Origin of the sequence: Allocatenococcus thiocycli, from assembly GCF_921292965.1 — a bacterium.
In the GTDB taxonomy this organism is placed as follows: Bacteria; Pseudomonadota; Gammaproteobacteria; order Enterobacterales; family Vibrionaceae; genus Vibrio; species Vibrio natriegens.
The window spans coordinates 34,251-53,757 of record NZ_CAKLCK010000036.1 but is presented as its reverse complement, the minus strand read 5'-3'; the positions used below and the strand labels follow the sequence as shown (position 1 = coordinate 53,757).

15 protein-coding genes are annotated in these 19,507 nt (G+C 44.1%); 8 read left to right on the top strand and 7 right to left on the bottom strand.

The features are described 5' to 3' along the window. The first annotated feature begins 19 nt into the window (after window positions 1-19). Together malZ and L9Q40_RS14545 are read left to right on the top strand one after the other, a co-directional pair. Window positions 20-1,846 carry a maltodextrin glucosidase gene (malZ, locus tag L9Q40_RS14550; protein WP_498793710.1) on the top strand — a complete coding sequence of 609 codons (1,827 nt, stop codon included), beginning with the start codon at window positions 20-22 and terminating at the stop codon, window positions 1,844-1,846. A gap of 77 nt (window positions 1,847-1,923) precedes the next feature. Beyond that, window positions 1,924-3,387 carry a sensor domain-containing diguanylate cyclase gene (locus L9Q40_RS14545; RefSeq protein WP_498793709.1) on the top strand — a complete coding sequence of 488 codons (1,464 nt, stop codon included), beginning with the start codon at window positions 1,924-1,926 and terminating at the stop codon, window positions 3,385-3,387. 49 nt (window positions 3,388-3,436) lie between these two features. Here the strand turns inward: L9Q40_RS14545 and dusC are convergent, their stop codons facing one another. Further along, window positions 3,437-4,405: a tRNA dihydrouridine(16) synthase DusC gene (gene dusC / locus L9Q40_RS14540; protein WP_498793707.1), complete on the bottom strand. Its 969-nt coding sequence runs from the start codon at window positions 4,403-4,405 to the stop codon at window positions 3,437-3,439. Between the two features lie 169 nt (window positions 4,406-4,574). On the opposite strand from dusC, the gene L9Q40_RS14535 reads away from it, so the two are divergent. Further along, a complete protein-coding gene (locus tag L9Q40_RS14535; RefSeq protein ID WP_118118961.1) occupies window positions 4,575-5,183 on the top strand; it encodes an SEC-C metal-binding domain-containing protein in 609 nt (202 codons plus the stop codon). 78 nt (window positions 5,184-5,261) lie between these two features. Here L9Q40_RS14535 and dsbB read toward each other — a convergent pair whose 3' ends face one another. Next, complete coding sequence (gene dsbB, locus L9Q40_RS14530; protein WP_498793705.1) at window positions 5,262-5,798, bottom strand: disulfide bond formation protein DsbB; 537 nt, start codon at window positions 5,796-5,798, stop codon at window positions 5,262-5,264. 83 nt (window positions 5,799-5,881) lie between these two features. Then, entirely contained in the window at window positions 5,882-7,468 is a 1,587-nt protein-coding gene (gene nhaB / locus L9Q40_RS14525; protein ID WP_498793703.1) for a Na(+)/H(+) antiporter NhaB, read from the bottom strand. 641 nt (window positions 7,469-8,109) lie between these two features. Here nhaB and fadR point away from each other — a divergent pair. Further along, window positions 8,110-8,949, top strand: a complete 840-nt coding sequence (gene fadR, locus L9Q40_RS14520; RefSeq protein WP_498793702.1) for a fatty acid metabolism transcriptional regulator FadR — start codon at window positions 8,110-8,112, stop codon at window positions 8,947-8,949. Between the two features lie 80 nt (window positions 8,950-9,029). Here the strand turns inward: fadR and L9Q40_RS14515 are convergent, their stop codons facing one another. Together L9Q40_RS14515 and metG are read right to left on the bottom strand one after the other, a co-directional pair. Further along, the gene (locus L9Q40_RS14515; protein WP_020335652.1) at window positions 9,030-9,836 is read right to left on the bottom strand and encodes a hypothetical protein; all 807 of its coding nucleotides are present in this window, start codon (window positions 9,834-9,836) and stop codon (window positions 9,030-9,032) included. 214 nt (window positions 9,837-10,050) lie between these two features. After that, window positions 10,051-12,126 (bottom strand): methionine--tRNA ligase, encoded by a 2,076-nt coding sequence (metG, locus tag L9Q40_RS14510; protein WP_014232506.1) that lies wholly within the window; start codon window positions 12,124-12,126, stop codon window positions 10,051-10,053. A gap of 160 nt (window positions 12,127-12,286) precedes the next feature. Between metG and apbC the strand changes: the two genes are divergently transcribed. From apbC to L9Q40_RS14495, 3 genes are all read left to right on the top strand, one after another. Next, window positions 12,287-13,363, top strand: coding sequence for an iron-sulfur cluster carrier protein ApbC (gene apbC / locus L9Q40_RS14505; protein ID WP_498793701.1), 1,077 nt, complete (start codon window positions 12,287-12,289; stop codon window positions 13,361-13,363). A gap of 191 nt (window positions 13,364-13,554) precedes the next feature. Then, window positions 13,555-14,196, top strand: coding sequence for a uridine kinase (gene udk / locus L9Q40_RS14500; protein ID WP_014232504.1), 642 nt, complete (start codon window positions 13,555-13,557; stop codon window positions 14,194-14,196). Between the two features lie 190 nt (window positions 14,197-14,386). Beyond that, window positions 14,387-16,462, top strand: coding sequence for an AsmA family protein (locus L9Q40_RS14495; RefSeq protein WP_498793699.1), 2,076 nt, complete (start codon window positions 14,387-14,389; stop codon window positions 16,460-16,462). A gap of 66 nt (window positions 16,463-16,528) precedes the next feature. Here the strand turns inward: L9Q40_RS14495 and cobO are convergent, their stop codons facing one another. After that, the gene (cobO, locus tag L9Q40_RS14490) at window positions 16,529-17,134 is read right to left on the bottom strand and encodes a cob(I)yrinic acid a,c-diamide adenosyltransferase (RefSeq protein WP_118118958.1); all 606 of its coding nucleotides are present in this window, start codon (window positions 17,132-17,134) and stop codon (window positions 16,529-16,531) included. A gap of 122 nt (window positions 17,135-17,256) precedes the next feature. Here cobO and L9Q40_RS14485 point away from each other — a divergent pair, with 122 nt between their 5' ends. Then, window positions 17,257-17,706, top strand: coding sequence for a low molecular weight protein-tyrosine-phosphatase (locus tag L9Q40_RS14485; protein WP_409391163.1), 450 nt, complete (start codon window positions 17,257-17,259; stop codon window positions 17,704-17,706). Between the two features lie 71 nt (window positions 17,707-17,777). Here L9Q40_RS14485 and L9Q40_RS14480 read toward each other — a convergent pair whose 3' ends face one another. Next, window positions 17,778-19,337 carry a SulP family inorganic anion transporter gene (locus L9Q40_RS14480; RefSeq protein WP_014232500.1) on the bottom strand — a complete coding sequence of 520 codons (1,560 nt, stop codon included), beginning with the start codon at window positions 19,335-19,337 and terminating at the stop codon, window positions 17,778-17,780. Window positions 19,338-19,507 lie beyond the last annotated feature (170 nt).

Genomic DNA, 19,507 nt, shown 5'->3' with positions numbered 1-19,507 from the left:
CGCTACAGGAATATTTGCTATGACCCTTCCTTTCATTTTCCACAGTCAGACGTTGGATGGTCTTTCTTTCAACGAAGAAGCTATAACAGTCACGCTTAAGACGGAGAGCCTGGATTTTGATCGTGTCTATGTTCGCTCCGAGCCTGATAACGAAGAATATCTGACTGAAATGCATCCGGCGGGAACTTCTGGAGAACTAAAACTCTGGAAAGCAACCTTTGCCCCTAATAAGGACCGAGATGTCTCTCACTACGTATTTAAGCTCGTTCTGGGCGAGCAGCAGTTTTGGCTGGATGGAAGAGGCGTACAGTCGCGTATTCCGCCAAAAGAGTTTCACTTTAAATTGAATGTGAATAACCAGCCACCGACATGGGTACAACAGCAGATCTTCTACCAAATTTTTCCAGACCGTTTTGCTCCAAGTAAGGATGAAAAATCGATTCGACAAGCCTATGGCGAATACAATCCTGAAGCGATAGTAAAGTCATGGGGGGAAGCGGTTGGGGAGCACCAGAATACCGGAGCCAAAGAGTTTTTTGGTGGCGACCTGCACGGCGTTGAGCAGAAGCTGGATCATCTTGAAAATCTGGGCGTGACAGCTTTGTATTTCAATCCGGTCTTCCGCTCTCCGAGTAACCATAAATACGACACCACTGACTATTTCAACATTGACCCAATGTTTGGAAGCAATGAGCAGTTTGCTCAGTTGTGCAACAAGATACGTTCTAAGCAAATGAAAATTGTTTTGGATGCAGTATTTAATCACACTTCAGTTCACCATCCTTGGTTTGATGTGAAAATGGAAGATGATGGGGCATATGGCCATCCGGCCTCGAAGTATCGCAATTACTATTTCTTTGACGATGACAGCAATCATTACATCGGCTGGAAAGGTATCAGCAGTTTACCTGTGTTGAACTTCGAGAATAAAGAGGTGCGGGATTACATTTATCAAGGCAAACACGCGGTGATCAAACACTGGCTAAAAGCCCCTTACTCAGTTGATGGCTGGCGCTTTGATGTGATTCATATGCTCGGAGAGGGAGAAGGAGCAAAAAATAACGCTCATTACGTCGAAGCGTTCCGTAAAGCGACAAAGTCGGTGAACCCGAATGCCTATGTCCTTGGAGAACATTTTTTTGAGGCAACTCAGTGGCTACAGGGTGATCAAGAAGATGGAGCAATGAATTATTACGGCTTTGCTCATCCCGTAAGAGCATTTATTGCCAAGCAAGATATCATGTACGATCCTATCCAGATCAATGCATTAGAGTTCAAAGAGTGGTTAGATGAAGCAAGAACGAAGATTCCATTTGCGAACCAGCTATCCCAACTCAATCAACTTGATAGCCATGATACGGCGCGATTCATCACTCTTGTAAGCCGTAGCGAAGACAAAATGCACATCGCGCTAACTTTGTTAATGACTTATGTCGGTACACCTTGCCTTTATTACGGCAGCGAAGTTGGGCTGGAAGGTGGATTAGACCCTGATAACCGACGTTGTTTCCCTTGGCATGAAGTGGCGAACTCTAAATGGTTGGGTATTTATCGACGCTGGATAGAGATTCGTAAAAAGTTCAACTGCCTACAATCCGGCAGTATTCAATGGCTTTATTGCCATAATGACGCGTTGGTATATGCGAGACAGTTGAAAGACGAAGCGGTCATTGTTGCAATCAACACCAGTGAAAAAGCAGTGAGTATTGAACTACCACTATGGCAGTTAGGTCTGAGTGCGAAAAGCTTGCACAACATATTGGATGATCGTGAAGTCATTGATTATAAGAATATCCTTAGCATTAATCTTCCTGCGGAGAGCGGTAAAATATGGCGGCTAAAGTGACACTGTTGTCTACCTTTATTAGAGTAGTTGAATATTTTCGTTCACTTCAACATCCATCCTCTTACTTATGGTACTGAATGTTTAATAAAAGACGTTTTAGCAACTCATTTGTTATTTTTTTCCCGCTTACTTTATTTGTGGTGGTGTTACTTGTCAGTGCCAAAAACTATTACGACGCGGTTAACCGCAACTTAGATAGTGAGTATGCGCGGATTGAGCGTGCGATCGTTCGCGGTATGAAGGTTCTCACTGCACTTGATTACAGTTTCAGTAACTTTATCAATAGAGAGAACCCATTATCTGAAGGTCATAGTTACTTAGTGAAAGACGGCTTTTGTTACATTTGGCCCATTCAAATGTCGCGCGTACAAGAAGTCGATGAAGGTAACCCGCCGTCAGAGCTTGATTACATGCTTGTGGGTATTGAGAAATTGTGTGAAAAAGGCTCTGAAATTAACAAATTAGCAGAACAAAAAGCGGGCTTTGCACCATCACTGTCTTTTCTTCATGATATAGAACCTCACATCGTTGGCATCCATTACATTGATAAGCGCGGATACATTATTTCGTCGCCTGACACCTACGCGAAGAACGTCACAAAAGAGCTTTTATTAACGTTGAAGGCACGTCCATTCTGGCAAAAAACCGCGCAGGACAAGGTTAATATTACTTTAGCAGGGCCGGGGCCAATCCTAGATTCGATGCAAGGGAAAGTCATTTCATTGGCAGTGCCTTACTATGAGAACGGTGTTCATCAAGGCGCGTTGTCTATCGACTTTAATTTGGATTTACTGCTTAACAGCTCGGCGCGTTTTGCGGGCAAGTTGCATTTAGTTTCGAACATTGAAGCGCTTCCTAACAATGCCGTTCGAATTAAAACCATTGATCTAGAGCGTTTGAGCGCCAACCACAGCCTTTATTATGAGTACAATTTGTGGAGCGAGATTAAAAACTTAGTCGTATTCCAAAAGTACAGCATTATTGTCGCGCTGTTTATTTATGTTCTTTGCACGATCGTGATTTTTTACGTCAACATGCACACTGAACGACGTTATTTTAAAGATCTTGCTGCAAAAGACCCGATGACCGGGTTATTAAACCGTCGAGGGATGGAAGCGGTTTGGCGCAATAAAATGACCAAACAGAAGGTGGCATTAGCGGTTTTTGATATCGATAACTTCAAAGCAATTAATGACAATTACGGTCACGATGTGGGAGATATTGCCATTCAACTTGTCGCTAAGTGTATTCGTGAGAATATACGTCATACCGATGTGGCCTCTCGTTTTGGAGGCGAAGAGTTTGTGTTAGCGATATATGGCGAAGACAGTGAGTCGATGATGAGGATACTCGAACGAGTAAGAAAAACCATCGTAGAGCGCTCCACGCGTGTCACTAGCAGTGGATTCACCGTGTCAGGAGGCGTTGTTTTCTGTTCAGAAGGCGGAGATAAAAGCTTTGATGAGTTATTTAAAGCGGCGGATGAAAAGTTGTATCAGGCAAAGCATAGCGGAAAAAATCAAATTTGTTATGCGTGCTGAAATGGATGTAAAAAAGGGCGAATTGTCGCCCTTTTGAATGTTTAAAGACTTAAGCCACTTTTGATGTCGCTGACACCAATTCATCGCGATATCGTTGAATATGTTCAACGATGGGTGCGGCTTTATTAAAGGTGCGGATTTCACGGAACAAATCTTGTGCTTCTGGGTAAGATTGACGCAAATAAGCGAACCATTGTTTAACTCGGTTCGGGTAGTACAGCCCTTTGTCGCCTTTCATTTCGAACTTAGAGTAGTAAATCAGCAATTCAACTACTTCCGACCAAGACATAGGCTGGTGGTTGTGTTTGACCATATTGCCTAAATTTGGAATGTTAAATGCGCCTCGGCAAACCATGAGGGAATCAACACCTGTGGTTTCAATGCAGCGTTGACCATCTTCGTGGTTCCAGATTTCCCCATTAGCAATTAATGGAATAGAGAATCGCTCGCGGATCTTCGTAATGTATTCCCATTTGATCTCCGATGCTTTATAGCCGCCTTGCTTTGTGCGAGCGTGGACCGTTAGTTCATTTGCACCGGCCGACTGGATCGCATCGACAATTTCAAAGCAATCCTCAGGGTTTTCCCAACCCAGGCGGATTTTCGCGCTAACCGGGATATTTTCAGGAACCGCTTCACGGCATGCTTTTACGACTTGGTGAATCAACTCTGGATGTTGAAGAAGTGCTGCGCCACCTTTACTTTTGTTCACCATTTTTGCAGGGCAGCCAAAGTTGATATCGATACCACGAGCGCCAAGCTCAGCCGCTTTGATAGCGTTCTCGGCCATCCAGTTTGGTTCTTGACCCAACAATTGAACATGTACTGGTACACCAGATGCAGTTTGAGACCCTTGCAGAAGCTCCGGACACAAACGATGGAATACGTGATCCGGTAATAACTGATCGATAACTCGAACGAATTCAGTCACGCAGAGATCATAGTCGTTTATTTCGGTCAAAATTTGGCGCATCAAATGGTCTAAAACGCCTTCCATTGGGCCTAATACAACTCGCATAGTTTGCCTAGTACAGTTTGGTGATAAAAGGAGGGCGATTGTAGCGATGTAAGCTTAGTTTGTCATTAAAAGACTCGAAGCACGCAAACTTATCAAACCGGTATGCCGAGGTTACTTGAGTTAAAGCTCTGGGGTATAATGCCGGCAAATTTATGGGAAACCAGATGTCATGCAATATACATTGATTGAAAAGGGTGAGGTTCAACTAGATGAATCTTCACTGTTTATTGAAGGGGCTGTGTTAGCTGCAAACCTGACCACTAAGCCCTTGGCACCAGAGACTTGGTTAGAGCCGCTACTAGGCGCTGATTTTAAAGCCATTCAACCCGTGGTTGAAGAGCAGATTCACAAGCAGCACAACCGCATTCTGCGTAACGAGTATTCAGTACTTGCTCTTACAGACAATAATTCCGAGCAACTGGCTGATTTCGCTGAAGGATTCATGTCGGTTTGGCCGATGATTGAAGAACAGTGGCAAGGTACCGAGCTCAATGACGGTTTACAGCGCATGCTGCAAGCTTTGCTCACGACGATGATGCTAGCGATCGATGAATCTACGACTCAACAACAGATGCGTGATGCAGGTATTGAAAATCCACCGGCACTGAGTGATTTGATTGATCAACTTGACTTGATGATCAGTGAGGCGGCATTGGGTGCAGACGAGCTCATGGTTGGGAACAAAGCAAAGAGTCTCAATCCATTTAAAGGTGTGGGTCGTAACGATCCTTGCCCATGTGAGAGTGGCAAAAAATTCAAGCAGTGTTGTGGTAAGTAATCAGGTTGTTCTGATTTAATACCGAAGATTAATAAAGCCGACCACGAGGTCGGCTTTGTCGTTATTTGGGTTTATGTTTTAAAGAATTGGGTTCTTACGTCTTGCTGGGAAAAACTGAGCAATCACGACCAGAGCGAGAAAGACCAGATTACCTGCAAAAATAACGGTTAACCATTGTGGCATGGATAGCGTTAAGAACTGCCACACAATCTCAGAACAATCGCCATAGGCTTCAAACATCCAAGGTGCCCACTGGTTCAGCGGTGCCCAGCTTGGGAACGTAACGAATACGTCACAGGTAGCAAATGGCGATGGATTGAACTGATAATCGACGTGCTGTAGCGCAAGCAACAAGCCTTTATAGGCACTAAGTCCCCATGCGATCAGACCTAGCCATCGGAAGAGTGGGTTACTCGGTGAAATAAACCCGATAATTGCAGCTCCGCCAATGCCCAGCATAGCCACTCGCTCGTAAATACACATTACACACGGTGCCAACATCATGACATGCTGAAAGTAGAGGGCACATGCTTCAAAGAAAATGATAAACAAGAGAAGAAGCATCCAAGATAAGCGCCCCTTGGAAAACTGGTTTAGTGATCTAAAAATATTCACGGTTTCAATCCTGTCTGAAAATTAAAAAGCTCTGATTACTCAGAGCTTTTTATCGTGTATAAGTTTCTTAATCAACTTAAATATTAATGTCCGCCAGATACTGCTGGAGTTAAATCAACATTGTGCAGAGTTATCCAGCCCGCTTCGTAGAAAGACGCGGTTGCTGGTTCTAAGAAGAACATAATCCCCATCAGACCTACAATTGCCAACACTACGGTATAAGGTAATGCCATGATAACCATTCGACCATAAGAAAGGCGAATAAGTGGTGCAAGTGCTGAAGTCAGCAAGAATAGAAACGCTGCTTGTCCGTTTGGCGTTGCAACTGAAGGTAGGTTAGTACCAGTGTTGATAGCCACAGCTAGCAAATCGAACTGCTCACGAGTAATCAAGCCTTCAACAAGAGCGGTTTTCACTTCGTTAATGTAAACCGTACCAACAAACACGTTGTCCGAAACCATGGATAGTAAGCCGTTGGCGACATAGAACAGAGCGAGCTGTGTCCCTTTGTCTTCTACAGCAAGTACGGCATCAATAACGGGTTTAAATAGCTGTTGGTCGATGATGACGGCAACGATAGAGAAGAACACCGCAAGTAGGGAGGTAAAAGGTAGAGCTTCTTCAAACGCTTTACCCATCGAGTGCTCATCAATAACACCAGTAAACGAGGTCGCAAGAATAATCACCGACAGACCAATCAGACCAACTGCCGCTAAGTGTAGTGCGAGAGCTGCAATTAGCCATACCGCGATAAAGCCCTGAACCCAAAGTTTAGCGACATCTTGTTTGGTACGTGTTTTACGCTCTTCGCGGTCGTAGTCCACGAGAATTTGGCGAACATTGTTTGGCAGTTTTGAGCCGTATCCAAAGACTTTTAGTTTTTCTACGAGCGCACAAGTAATGAGACCACAGAAGAGTACTGGCAACGTAACTGGCGACATACGAATCAGGAATTCGCCAAAAAACCAACCCGCTTGGTCGGCAATAATCAGGTTTTGAGGTTCACCAACCATAGTGGTTACACCGCCAAGTGCGGTACCCACACCTGCGTGCATTAGCAATGAACGTAAAAATGCGCGGTAGTTTTCTAAGTCATCACGAGTCAGCTCGGTGATGGTGTCATCTTGTGTATGGTCATGGTCACCAATAGGGTTTCCTGAAGCCACTTTGTGGTAAATCGAGTAGAAGCCCACTGCTACGCTGATAACAACGGCGATAACGGTCAGTGCATCCAAGAACGCGGACAAAAATGCCGCAGCAAAACAGAATGCGAGTGACAGCAACGTTTTTGAGCGAATGCCAAGTAATATTTTGGTAAAAATAAACAGCAGAAGGTGTTTCATGAAGTAAATGCCAGCAACCATGAATATTAGAAGTAGTAACACTTCAATATTCGCTACCAATTCATGCTTCACTTGTGCAGGGCTAGTCATCCCAATTGCTATGGCTTCTATTGCTAGTAAACCACCCGGTTGTAGTGGATAGCATTTTAATGCCATTGCTAGCGTGAAAATAAATTCAGCGACCAGCAACCAACCTGCAATAAATGGACTGACAAAAAAGAAAACAAGAGGGTTAATTATTAAGAAGGCTATAATGGCAACTTTGTACCAATCAGGCGCTTTACCTAGAAAGTTCTTGATAAAAGCGTTTCCGAGCGATATCGGCATGATAAATCTCTTTATAATAAATTTATGAATAGACACTACGAAATAGTGCATAAGTACTTGTTTGTTAGACTTATTAGCTAGTCTTTTAAAACAGTAACTTAGTAAAACAACAATCCTTTGTTTTATTGTAGTCTTGCCAAGTTACTTCCTTTGAACTTAAGCACCGCTCACTTTCGATCGCAAACTCTACACGCAGGTTTTTATTAGTCAATAACAAAGCTTAAGGCTTCTGACTTAAACAACTTTTTTAATGTAAGAGCGCGAGCGAACGTGCATTATTATATCATGAAAGTTTTAGAAAACTCCTTTTGGGATTCTAAATGATGACTAGATACGAAAAAATATAATTTAACTGAGAAATTTATTGAGTGGATACAAATTAATTTTTCATATTCTGAATATAAAAATGTGACCAAAGTTTCGTTACTTTATGGGAAATTATGACTAGTACTTTTTAAGTAAAATGTTGGTTTTACTTGTTATAGGTACGTTAACGATGATTCACTATTGAGACTACTTGTAGAGTTTTTGCTCTACTTGTAGGGTGTTTTAAATATTGTTCGTTAGTTTTCTCAAACCGTTAACTAGTGGTATGATGAGTAGTATCGACCCTCAAAAATCAATATTGGATAAAACGTAGAATGGTCATAAAGGCGAAAAGCCCTGCTGGATTTGCAGAAAAGTACATTATCGAGAGCATTTGGAACGGCCGTTTTCCTCCTGGCTCAATTTTACCTGCTGAGCGTGAGCTGTCTGAACTGATTGGTGTTACGCGCACGACGTTGCGAGAGGTTCTTCAACGATTAGCACGTGATGGATGGTTGACTATCCAGCATGGCAAACCAACAAAAGTAAACCAATTCATGGAGACGTCAGGTCTGCATATTTTGGATACGCTGATGACCCTGGATGTCGATAACGCAACGAATATTGTAGAAGATCTGCTTGCAGCTCGGACCAACATCAGCCCAATCTTCATGCGTTACGCATTCAAGATGAATAAAGAAAGCTCTGAGCGTACGATCAAGAACGTGATTGAGTCTTGTGAAGCGCTTATGAATGCCCCGTCTTGGGATGAATTTATCGCCTCTTCTCCGTATGCAGACAAGGTGCTGCAGAACGTTAAAGAAGAGAACGAAAAAGACGAGGCGAAGCGACAAGAGATCCTTATCGCTAAAACGTTCAACTTCTACGACTATATGTTGTTCCAGCGTTTAGCATTCCATTCTGGCAACCAGATTTACGGTCTTATCTTTAACGGATTGAAAAAGCTGTATGACCGTGTCGGCAGCTACTACTTCTCAAATCCGGCTTCACGTGAGTTGGCGTTGAAATTCTACCGTCAGCTTCTGGAAACGTGTGAAAATGCGGAGCGTGATCAGCTTCCTGTTGTTATTCGTCATTACGGTATCGAAAGCGCGTTGATCTGGAACGAAATGAAGAAGCAGTTACCAACTAGCTTTACCGAAGATGATTGTTAAGTTTTAATACTTACTCATGGTTCTGAAAAGCCGCAGACTTAGTCTGCGGCTTTTTATTGTCTTCTTTTCAGTGGTGTCGATTACGCTAGTGTGAGTCTGGGAAGAGGTAAGTAAAGATCTTCAACTATCGTTGAAAGTACATGGTCGTACGTATTAAAAATCGTCAACGATAAATCCGAGGTAATATTGTATAGCTCCTCTTCGGTCAGCCCTGTGACTCTATCTTCAACATAGTCGTGGAGAGCCTGTATAGAACGCACTGCGACTGGTGACGCTATACTGAGTGGGGCGATTACGGCTAATTGATTGAGCTTACGAAGCATAATAGCGGCCGTATTCTTTAAACGCTCTTGATCGGACACATCATCAAAATCTCTGATACAAATTCGTAACTGAGTGAGTGTTTCGAGATTATCAATGATGGCCTGCCAGCTAATATGGTACTCGTCATGGAGTTCGTCTCTTTGCTCAATAGCTAGCCAAGCGATGGTGACTTCATCCATTAAGAACAGGCAGTGACGGATTAGCTTACCATGTTCCATCTGATTACGAGCCACACTGTTGTCTTGCCACTGCTCCAGCATTTTGTTTACGTTTATCTGCAAGACTCGATACATAGGCTTGTTTTCTGAGCGAGATGATTCCACAAGAAGATACAGTTTCTGAGTCAAAGCCTGATTAAGATCCTCTATTTCCTGTTCTTTATTTTTGTTGAATTGAATAGAGTAGTGTGTAGCGGCACGGTGACGACGAAGTAGGTGCACTACATCACGTAGTAGCGTTAGTAACTGATATTTACTTGCATGTTGCTGCTCTCGTTTAGATGAGAGGTGGTAAATACCAGCGAGAATTACTATAGACAGTAATGTCGAAATCAAAACAAACATGACTAACTCCTTGTTAGTTCTTAAGACCTAGCTAAGGTAGTCATGCAAAAATTATTCCCAACCAATGGTGCATATAAACAGGGCCAGATAGACCTAGATTGTTATTTTTGCTCGTTTTTGGTGCGATAAATGCACAGTATTGTGAAATTGATCAAAAGATCCCCACCAGTTTGGCGGGGATTTATCAATGTCGTTAGCTTTAACGCGTTAATGATTACATTACGCGCATACCAGGTTGAGCGCCTTCGTGTGGCTCAAGAATCCATAGGTCGCTGCCACCAGGGCCCGCTGCTAGGATCATGCCTTCTGACATACCAAACTTCATCTTACGAGGTTTGAGGTTTGCTACCATTACCGTTAGCTTGCCTTCTAGCTCTTCAGGTTTGTACGCTGACTTGATGCCAGAGAACACTTGGCGAGTTTCACCACCGATATCTAGCTGGAATTTAAGCAATTTGTTTGCTTTTGGTACTTCTTCACAAGAGATGATTCGAGCGATACGCATATCCACTGCAGCAAAAGCGTCGAACTCAATCTCTTCTGCGATTGGATCTTTGTCTAGCTCAGTTTGGCTAGCCTTGTTCTTTTCTGCTTCGGCTTTCTCTTTCGCCGCCATTTCTGCCGCCGCATCTTCTTTTGACGCTTCGATCATCGCTTCGATGTTCTTAGGATCAATACGGTTGAACAGTGCTTTGAACTTAGTGATTTCGTGACCTGTTAGCGGCGCAGCGATGTTTTCCCAAGTCAGTTCTTGGTTTAGGAACGCTTCAGTACGTGCAGCAAGTGCCGGCATTACTGGTTTTAGGTAAGTCATCAGCACGCGGAACAGGTTGATACCCACAGAACAGATTTCTTGTAGTTCCTGATCTTTGCCTTCTTCCTTCGCCACAACCCATGGTGCTTTTTCGTCAACATATTGGTTTGCTTTGTCCGCTAGCGCAGTGATTTCACGGATTGCACGACCAAATTCACGCGTTTCGTAAAGTTCAGCGATACGGTCAGCCGCAGCAACGAACTCGTTGTACAGCTCAGGCTCTGCAAAGTTGTCAGACAGCTTGCCTTCAAAACGTTTTGCGATGAAGCCAGCGTTACGTGATGCCAGGTTAACGATCTTGTTCACAACGTCAGCGTTTACGCGCTGAGTGAAGTCTTCAAGGTTAAGGTCCAGGTCATCGATACGGCTGTTTAGCTTCGCAGCGTAGTAGTAACGCAGACATTCTGGGTCTAGGTGCTCTAGGTAAGTGCTCGCTTTGACGAAGGTACCTTTAGACTTAGACATTTTCGCACCGTTTACTGTTACGTAACCGTGTACGAATACGTTGTTCGGCTTGCGGAAGCCAGAACCGTCTAGCATTGCTGGCCAGAATAGGCTGTGGAAGTAAACAATGTCTTTACCGATGAAGTGGTACAGTTCAGCTGAGCTGTCTTTGTTCCAGTACTCGTCGAAGTCTAGATCGTCGCGCTTGTCACATAGGTTTTTGAAAGAACCCATGTAGCCGATAGGTGCGTCTAGCCATACGTAGAAGAACTTGTTCTTCTCACCTGGGATCTCGAAACCAAAGTAAGGCGCATCACGCGAGATGTCCCATTGTTGCAGGCCAGATTCAAACCACTCTTGCATCTTGTTTGCGGTTTCAGATTGCAGAGAGCCAGAGCGAGTCCACTCTTTTAGCATGCTTTCAAACTGAGGCAGGTCGAAGAAGAAGTGCTCAGAATCTTTCATTACTGGAGTTGCACCAGAAACGGCAGATTTAGGATTGATCAGTTCTGTCGGGCTGTAGGTCTCACCACAGTTGTCACAGTTGTCACCGTACTGGTCTTCAGACTTACACTTAGGGCACGTACCTTTTACAAAACGGTCCGGTAGGAACATTTCTTTTTCTGGATCGAATAGCTGAGAAATAGTGCGGCTAGAGATAAAGCCGTTTTTCTTCAGCTCAAGGTAGATATGCGAAGCCAGCTCGCGGTTCTCTTCTGAGTGCGTGCTGTGGTAGTTATCAAAGCTGATATCAAAGCCAGCAAAGTCTTTTTGATGCTCTTCGCTAACTGCGGCAATCATCTCTTCAGGAGTAATACCCATCTGTTGCGCTTTAAGCATGATTGGCGTGCCGTGAGCATCGTCAGCACAGATGAAGTTTACAGTGTTGCCGCGTAGGCGTTGGTAACGAACCCAAATGTCCGCTTGGATATGCTCAAGCATGTGGCCAAGGTGGATCGAACCGTTAGCGTACGGAAGGGCACAAGTTACCAGCATTTTTCTTGAAGAAAGAGGTCTTGGATCGTTTGCCATACTTAATATTCGCTTTTCTTGATAGGTATAAAGATTTTTGATGGATAATACTACCGCATGAGCTCACTAACTCCAAGGTGTCAAACTGCGGAATGCCTTAGTTTTTTGGGGTTCTGATTACGATAGGTCGGTGGTAGCATGGGACTCAAAAGGAGGGCGTATGCATCAGTTCACTTCAAAACAAGATTTTTGTGATTGGTTTAATCAATTTCAACACCCACTGCTGGTGGAAAATTGGTCAGAAATTAATGGTATTGTAACGATAACAGCACAAGGTGGTGTTGATATTACTTTGCCATTTGCAAGTAATGAGCTTAAAACTTCGCTACACCAATGGGTTACGCAGCAGCAAAGCTCCGGCGCTGTACCTGAGTTTGCGTTTCAAGTTGAATTGAGTGTTAAAGCGCTGGAAACCCACGTGACTAATAGCGTTAAAGGCGTAAAAAATATCATTGCGGTCAGTTCGGCCAAAGGTGGCGTAGGTAAATCAACCACAGCAGTAAACTTAGCGTTGGCGATTGCTCAATCCGGTGCAAAAGTTGGTCTGCTGGATGCGGACATCTATGGTCCTTCGGTCCCTATGATGCTTGGTCAAGAAGATGCCAAACCAGAAGTCCGTGATTCAAAATGGATGGAGCCTATTTTGGCTCATGGGATCTATACTCATTCTATTGGTTATCTCGTGGACAAGTCTGAAGCGGCGATTTGGCGTGGTCCTATGGCCTCGAAAGCATTGTCTCAATTGCTTACCGAGACCGACTGGCCTGAGTTGGACTACTTGGTTATCGACATGCCACCAGGTACCGGGGATATACAGCTTACGTTGTCACAGCAAATTCCAGTAACAGGAACAGTATTGGTGACGACACCACAAGACCTGGCATTGGCTGATGCACGTAAAGGTGCAGCAATGTTTAACAAAGTGAATGTACCGGTTGTGGGTGTGGTTGAAAATATGAGCTACCACATCTGTAGCCAATGTGGAGCAACTGAGCATATCTTTGGTATGGGTGGTGCTGAGAAAATGTGTCAGGAGTTTGGTTTAGCGCTGTTAGGCCAAATCCCATTGCATATCGCCATGCGAGAAGACATTGATGCTGGGGTCCCAACGGTTGCGAGAAGACCAGACAGTGAGCATGCAGGCTATTATAAACAGCTAGCAGATCGTGTATGCAGCACGATGTATTGGCAAGGCAAAGCCAAGCCAGATGCAATCAGTTTTACAATGGTGAATTAATTCTTAACTAAGTTTGTTAAGTTTTGTGGTTGAAAGTTGCGCATTTTAACGTTTGCCCGGAGGTTAATCCTTCGGGTCGTTAGAAACTTACAACTAAACTCCAATTCCAGCTAGTAACTAAGAGGTGAACTCCCTATAATCACGCGGTTTACCTTTTTATGTCACTAGAAATCATCATCGGGTGCAAATTAATGTCTGATAATAATCATTGCGTCATCGTAGGTATTGCTGGCGCTTCTGCTTCTGGAAAAAGTCTGATCGCGAGCACCATTTACAATGAGCTTCGCGAAAAAGTAGGCGATCATCAAATCGGTGTCATCACGGAAGATTGCTACTACAACGACCAAAGCCACCTAAGCATGGAAGATCGAGTAAAGACTAACTATGACCACCCGAGTGCGTTAGACCACGATCTGCTGTGTGAGCACCTTGAGAAGTTGGTTCGCGGTGAAGCAGTAGAAGTACCTGAGTACAGCTACACTGAGCACACCAGAACAAGTCACACTACTACATTGACGCCTAAAAAGGTCATTATTCTAGAAGGCATTCTTCTTCTTACTGATCCTCGCTTACGTGACCTAATGCACGCGACAGTATTTATGGATACGCCGTTAGATATCTGTCTGCTTCGTCGTGTTAAGCGCGATGTTGAAGAGCGTGGCCGAACAATGGAATCCGTTCTAAAGCAATATCAACAGACAGTGCGTCCGATGTTCATGCAGTTTATCGAACCTTCTAAGCAATATGCGGATATCATTGTTCCTCGTGGTGGTAAAAACCGCATCGCGATTGACGTACTTAAAGCTCATATTGCAAGACTTTTGAAAGCATAAGCCTCTAAACAGCTATATCGCTTTATTTTTGTAAAAAGAAGTGGCACCTTAGGTGTTACTTCTTTTTTTTTTGTTTTTAAATTAATCAGTTGCACTACAATAAAGGATAAATTGACGCTTTCACGGAACTGTCAGCGATAGAACAAATCAACTATTATGAATTTAAAAATACACGAGCAAGGATAAACAAATGAAGAAACTGCTCTTAATTATTGCAATACCAGTTGTGCTAGTTGTTGGGGCGATTATCGCTTTAACTATTTTTGTAAACCCTAATCAATTTAAGCCCCTTATCGTTGAACAAGCCCAAAAACAAACGGGCTTGGAGTTAGTGATAGAAGGGGATCTAAGCTGGCAATTCTTCCCGTCCATTGGTCTTGAGCTAGGTCGTACGGAGCTAAGAAACCCACAAGGATTCAGTCAGCCAAATCTGTTCAAAGTGGATACCGTGAGCGTAGATGTATCGGTTACTCCGTTGTTCAGCAAGCAGTTGGAAATTGGCAATGTCACACTTGATGGTGCCGAGTTTTATCTCGAAACCAAGCAGGATGGCAGCAAAAACATTGATGCTCTGACAAAAGCGCAACAGTCTCAACAAACTGATAATGCTGCATCGGAACAGAGCACAGAAACTCAGCAGTCAGGTTCTGATTGGGTGATCAACCTTGCTGGTGTCACCGTATCTAATGGCTCTTTAGAGATTCAGGATAAGCAAGCCGACAGCTACACTAAGCTGTATGATATTTCTCTCAATCTTTCTGAATTTGCTTTTGACAATTGGACGACAGCAGATTTCGGTATAAAAGGTGAGACGAATGACCAGAAGTTCACCGCGCAAGGTCAGGCGGACTTTAAATTAGCCAAAGGTCTCGCTAGTTATGAGCTAAAGAACATCAAGTTTGATGCCACTTACGCTGATCCAAGCAACAATATCGAATCGGCTAACATCACTTTGGATACTTTTGCATTTGATACCGTTATTAACCTTAGCTATGCCCTGAAAGGCAGTGCTTCGGATATGAAGTTGGACATGCAAGGCGCCGCTCAGCTCAGTATCGACAACGCGATCAGCAAAGTACAATTAGACAAGTTATCACTTAAATCGACTTTTGAAGGTGAGACTTTGCCTCAATCACCAATGAAGGTGGATATGCTGTCTGATTTGTCTTTTGATCTGAACACAAGCCACTTGAGTTTTGTATTGGAGAAGCTCACAGCAAATGCTATCGAGCTAGACGGCAAAGCGGATGTGACTTTGAGCGATATCCCGAAAGTTCGTTTTGCGCTGCATAGTCCAAATATTGATTTGGATGAATTCCTGGGGCTAAACCAACAATCTGGTGACAAATCGGCATCAACTAGCGGAACCAGCCAAACTGGCCCGGAAGTAGAGCCTGATTTGTCAGCACTGAAGACACTGGATGTTAAAGGTGACATCACGATAGACAACTTCAAAGCGGCAAACGCGAAAATGGAAGCCGTGAAAGCAAGCTTTACGGTCAACCGTGGTGTTGCTGAACTGACTTCATTCAGCTCGAAACTCTATCAAGGTACGATTAACGCGAAAGCACAATTGGATGCTCGTAAAACGCCTGCGACATACATTGCGACTAGCACGATTAAAGGTGTGAAAGTTCAGCCGTTATTAGTGGATGTTGCAGACAATGATAAGTTGGAAGGTACCGGTAATATAGACGTTAATGTAAAAGGCAGCAGCCTGACACCGACTGGTATTAAACAGAACCTAGTGGGCACAGTGGCGATTAACTTTGCTGATGGTGCTGTTCATGGCATTAACGTGGCACAGTTAATTCGAGAAAACTACGCAAAATTCAAAGGTCAGTCCGTTGAAAGCACGAAGGAAGTGAAGAAAACGGACTTCAGTGCAATGACAGCGACGTTGAAGCTAAACAAAGGCGTGGTATCCACAGATGATATGAAGGCGCAGTCACCACTGCTTCGTGTGCGTGGTAATGGGAAAGCAAATTACCTGAACGAAACTGTCGATTTCACTATCAGTACGTCAATTGTCGGCACGTTAGAAGGGCAAGGTGGTAAGAATATCGATGAGCTGAAAGATATTACGATACCAATCAATGTATCTGGTAAGTGGGCAGACCCTAAATTCAAACTGGTATTCGATGATGTGCTGAAACAAAAAGCACAAAAAGAGATTGACCGTGGTGTAGAGAAACTGACGGATAAGATCAAAGACGAAAAGACTAAAGAAGCGGTTGATGGTTTATTGAAAAACTTGTTTAACTAACTTCATTCAGTACGTAAAGGGTTGGCATTTCGCCAACCCTTTTTATTTTTATGGCTAGTCGTCAAACTACCAATCGACACCTTTCAAGGCTTTTACGCCGGACTCGAAAGCGTGTTTCACGTTTTTCACTTCAGATACGGTGTCGGCCATTTCAATCAATGTACGATGCGCGCCACGTCCTGTGATGACAACGGACTGCATTTTAGGGCGATTGTTGAGTGCTTCTACAACCTCGTCTAAATCTATGTAGCCGTAACTCACCATGTAAGTCAGTTCGTCAAACAGAACGACATCGAGCGATTCGTCTTGCAGCATGCGCTTACACTCTTGCCAGACCAATTGCGCAGCTTCAGTGTCTGCCGCTTTGTTTTGCGTTTCCCAGGTAAAGCCTGTCGCCATAACTTGAAACTCAACACCTAATTTCTCAAGCAGGTTACGTTCACCGTTATCCCAAGTGCCTTTAATAAATTGAGCTACAGCGCAATTTAAACCATGCCCTACAGCACGAGCTATCGTGCCAAAGCCAGACGTTGATTTACCCTTGCCATTTCCTGTAATAATCAGGAGCAGGCCTTTTTCTTCCTGGGCGGCCGCGATTTTAGCGTCTACCTGTTCTTTCACTTTCTGTTGGCGAGCCTTGTGACGGGCTTCTTTATTTTCTTCGATAGACATATCAGTACCTCAATTCCTTTTATTACACCCAAGGTTCGGTGTTAACTTGGGCTAGTCGTATTATGTCGCTATGATAGATCAACAAGTGATTCAGAAAAACCACCGATAATTCAGGGAATAAAATGAAGAGAATACTCGTTGTTTGTATGGGAAATATTTGTCGTTCACCGACCGGAGAGGCGGTAATGAGAGCGAAAGCAAAAGAGCTTGGTGTTACGGTAGAGGTTGATTCCGCAGGGACAATTGGTTATCACGCAGGAAATTCACCAGACACGCGCGCGATGGCGGCAGGTAAACTGCGAGGCTACTCTTTTAAAGGCATGAAAGCACGTCAGGTCAAAAGTGAAGACTTCGAGTACTTTGATATGGTATTGGCGGCGGACAAAGCCAATTTAGCCGATCTTTTGGATAGTTGTCCTGTTGAGCACCGACATAAACTCTCTTTGTTTCTTAGTCACTCTGATTCCAGCTATGACGAAATTCCTGACCCATACTACGGCGGAGACGATGGCTTCGAGTTGGTGTTGGATTTAATTGAAGAGGCATCAGAAGTCATTTTGAAAAAAGTGTGAATGCTGTGCCGCCGGAAAAATAAAAAAGGGATGAGTCATACTCATCCCTTTACATCATATCTTTCGATTTATTAACCAGCTAACAAGTCGGTTGCAACTTTGTAGCTAGGGTCTTCTTTAACATTGATTTCTACCAGACTGCCCGCTTTATCGAGAAGTTTACGGCAATCCGGGCTTAAGTGGCGCAGATGAAGTGTCTTGCCAAGCACCGCGTAGCGTTCTGCCAACGTTTCAATCGCTTCTATCGCCGAGTGGTCAGTCACTCGTGAGTCAGCAAAGTCGACAATGATATCTTTCGGGTCGTCTTGCGCATTGAACAGTTCAAGGAAGTTCGCTGCAGAACCAAAGAAGATAGGGCCATGGATTTTGTATTCTTTTGAACCTTCTTCGTTCAGACATGTGTCAGCGTAGATGTGCTTAGCATGCTGCCAGGCAAACATCAGCGCAGAAGCGATAACACCGACGCCTACAGCAACAGCCAGGTCGGTAAGTACGGTCACAACAGTAACCAGTACGATAACGAAGAAGTCCTGTTTTGGTACGCGGCGCGCCAGTTTAAATGTCGCCCATTCGAATGTACCGATGACAACCATAAACATTACACCAACAAGTGCAGCGAGAGGAATCATCTCGATCAACGACGAAGCGAACAGAATAAACATCAACAACGCAACTGCGGCAACGATACCAGAAAGACGACCACGACCACCTGAGTTTACGTTGATCATCGATTGACCAATCATCGCACAACCACCCATCGCACCGAATACGGAACAAGTCATGTTAGCCATGCCTTGGCCAATACATTCACGGTTAGATTGGCCGCGTGTGTTTGTCATTTCATCCAATACTGTCAGCGTCAATAGTGACTCGATCAGACCGATTGCAGCCAAAATAATCGCGTAAGGCAGGATGATTTGCAGAGTTTCAAGCGTGAATGGCACCATTGGAATAGAGAATGTTGGCAGAGAGCCCGCTAGGGTTGCTGCTTCATCACCAGACATTGTACGCAAGAAGTCAACGACGGTACGGGTTTCAAGATCTAAACCAACCACTAGCGCGGTAACCGTTACGATAGCGACCAGCGAAGATGGTACTGCTGTTGTGATTTTTGGTAAGAAATGAATAATTGCCATTGTCAGTGCAACCAAACCAAGCATTAGCATCATCTGGTCTTGTGGTAACCAAGTCAAAATGCCGTTGATGTCAGGCGCTTTAAATTGGCCAAGTTGAGCCAGGAAGATAACGATAGCTAAGCCGTTTACGAAGCCGATCATCACTGGATGAGGAACGATTCGGATAAACTTACCTAACTTGAACAGACCAGCGGCAACCTGAAGAATACCCGCGAGCATAATTGCTGCGAATAGGTATTGGACACCGTGGCTGGCAACAAGAGATACCATTACAACGGCCATTGCGCCTGTTGCACCGGAAATCATGCCTGGGCGACCACCGAAGATAGAAGTGATCAAGCCAACGATAAATGCAGCGTAAAGACCAACCATTGGGTCTACACCAGCAACGAATGCGAATGCGACTGCTTCAGGAACCAATGCTAATGCTACGGTCAAACCTGAGAGCACATCATTTTTTACAGAGTGCTTTGAAAATTGCGGAAATTCGAACATGTTTGTTTTAAGTTCTCGTTGAGATGAGTTTATCCCGACACATATTCTTATTTGCACAAGCCACTGAGAGGTGGGTTTGTCATCCGCTCACTCAGTGTAAATCGGAGTAGTAAAGGAGTGGCATTAGAATGGTGTCGAAAACTTTAGTCGGCGAATGCTACCGAAAAGTG